The following is a 2,108-nucleotide window of genomic DNA, read 5'->3' on the forward strand; positions in this document are numbered from 1 at the left end:
TATTCGCCAGGTCCCCGTCCTGGATTCGACATTGTACCCGTACCAGCGGATAAACAGGGTATCATTTTGTGAAGCTGCAAGATTTAAATTGTCCAGGATATGCGCCCTTACTGCATCATCATCAGGGACGGTAACTGCAGGAAAAGTGTCATATTGGGTAAATGAAGCGGATTTAGACCATCTTACCTGAAATTTCCGTATGCCGGTTAATGAACGCCGCTCACTGAAATGTAAAGCAGTAATGGTTAATTTATATCCCTTGTGAGGCGCCAGAAAAACCTGATAATATTTACTGGTATCAACAGAAGTGGCAGGCCATGAGTTGGCGTTTGCCCATTCACCGGACACCGGGCTGATAGTAATGCCGCTTCCGGGAGTAAGCCATCCCGATGAGCAATTGGAAGAAACTGGAGTAGGAGAACCATCTGTTACCAGGTTCCATTTTACGATTTGCTGGGCATTGCAAGGAATTGAAACAGAAATTATCAGAACGGACAAATAACGAAACCAATGTCTTTCCATCTGTTATAAATTTTATAATTATGGTTACATATTGCAATTGTTTTCTTCAGGTTGAAATCTTTTTACTTCAATTTACGTATTTTTGCAACAACAAACTAATGTTTAATTCATTAAAAGTTTTTCAATCATGAAAATTGCAATTGTCGGTGTAAGTGGTGCCGTCGGGCAGGAATTTCTGAAGGTTTTGGATCAACGAAACTTCCCTGCCGACGACCTGGTATTGTTTGGTTCAGCGCGTAGTGCAGGAAAAGTATATAATTACAAGGGTAAAAATTATACAGTCAAAGAACTTAAACAGAACGACGATTTCAAAGATATAGATATCGCCCTTGTATCAGCAGGTGCAGGTGTTTCAAAAGAATTTGCCTCTACAATCACTAAATTCGGGGCTGTCATGATTGATAATTCCAGCGCTTTCAGGATGGAAAATGACATTCCGCTGGTTGTTCCAGAGGTAAATCCGGACGACTGCCGCAACAGGCCCAGGAACATCATTGCCAACCCCAACTGTACCACCATTCAGATGGTTGTTGCCCTCAAACCCATCGAAGGGCTTTCGCACATAAAAAGGGTGCATGTAGCTACCTATCAGGCTGCCAGCGGTGCAGGCGCACAGGCCATGAGAGAACTTAATAAACAGGCTTCACAGGTTTTGGCCGGAGAAAAACCTACTGTTGATAAATTCAAATTTCAACTGGCATTTAACCTCATTCCCCAGGTGGATGTTTTCCTGGACAACGATTATACCAAGGAAGAGATGAAAATGTACAACGAAACCAGGAAAATCATGCATTCTGATGTAGAGGTCAGCGCAACCTGCGTGCGTGTGCCCGTTATGCGTGCACACTCCGAAGTGATCTGGTGCGAGACGGAAAAACCATTGGAAATCTCAGCCATCAGGGAAGCCATTAAAAACGGGGAAGGCCTGATTCTTCAGGATGATCCTAAAAATTGTGTGTACCCCATGCCTTTTATGGCTGCAGGGAAAGACGAAGTCTTTGTGGGCCGCATCCGCAAAGACATTTCAAATCCCAACGGGATAACCTTATGGGTTGTCGGCGACCAGATCCGTAAAGGAGCTGCACTAAATGCCGTTCAGATCGCTGAATATATGATTAAAAAGAATTTGCTGTAAATTTCTAACAGGACAGGACTATTTTCAACACTTGATGCCGATGAAGATAGCCCTGTTTTCTTCATTTTTAAAATAAGTACTAAGATTTAGTAAAGGAAGTTGTCAAAAGGGTACCTTTTTGCATGAATTTCTTTTACCTTTTCATAAAGGATATTTTTAAGTTCCTCTATATTTTGCTTTTCCCTGGCAGAAATGAAGATGCAGTTTTTATTGGTTTTCCCCATCCAGGTATTCTTAAGCTCTTCAAGCGTAATATTTTCCTTTACTTTAGGAGTAAGGTCATCTTCTTCTTTTTTTATAAAGGAATAGGCATCAATTTTATTGAATACCAGATAGCAGGGTTTATCAGCCACACCTAATTCCTTCAGGGTTTGGTTTACTACCTGAATCTGCTCTTCAAAGTTTGAATGTGATATATCCACCACATGAAGCAGGATATCCGCTTCGCGCA

3 protein-coding genes are annotated in these 2,108 nt (G+C 41.7%); 1 reads left to right on the plus strand and 2 read right to left on the minus strand.

The window, feature by feature from the left end; genetic code table 11:
• Window positions 1-522: hypothetical protein (locus Q8907_16595; protein MDP4275888.1), on the minus strand; the 522-nt coding region annotated here is incomplete at its 3' end.
• Between the two features lie 127 nt (window positions 523-649).
• Between Q8907_16595 and Q8907_16600 the strand changes: the two genes are divergently transcribed.
• Window positions 650-1,657, plus strand: a complete 1,008-nt coding sequence (locus Q8907_16600; GenBank protein MDP4275889.1) for an aspartate-semialdehyde dehydrogenase — start codon at window positions 650-652, stop codon at window positions 1,655-1,657.
• 86 nt (window positions 1,658-1,743) lie between these two features.
• On the opposite strand, the gene Q8907_16605 is transcribed toward Q8907_16600, so the two are convergent.
• Window positions 1,744-2,108 (minus strand): GTPase HflX (locus tag Q8907_16605; protein MDP4275890.1); only part of this gene is annotated, 365 nt, incomplete at its 5' end.

Source organism: Bacteroidota bacterium, assembly GCA_030706565.1.
Taxonomy (GTDB): Bacteria; Bacteroidota; Bacteroidia; order Bacteroidales; family JAUZOH01; genus JAUZOH01.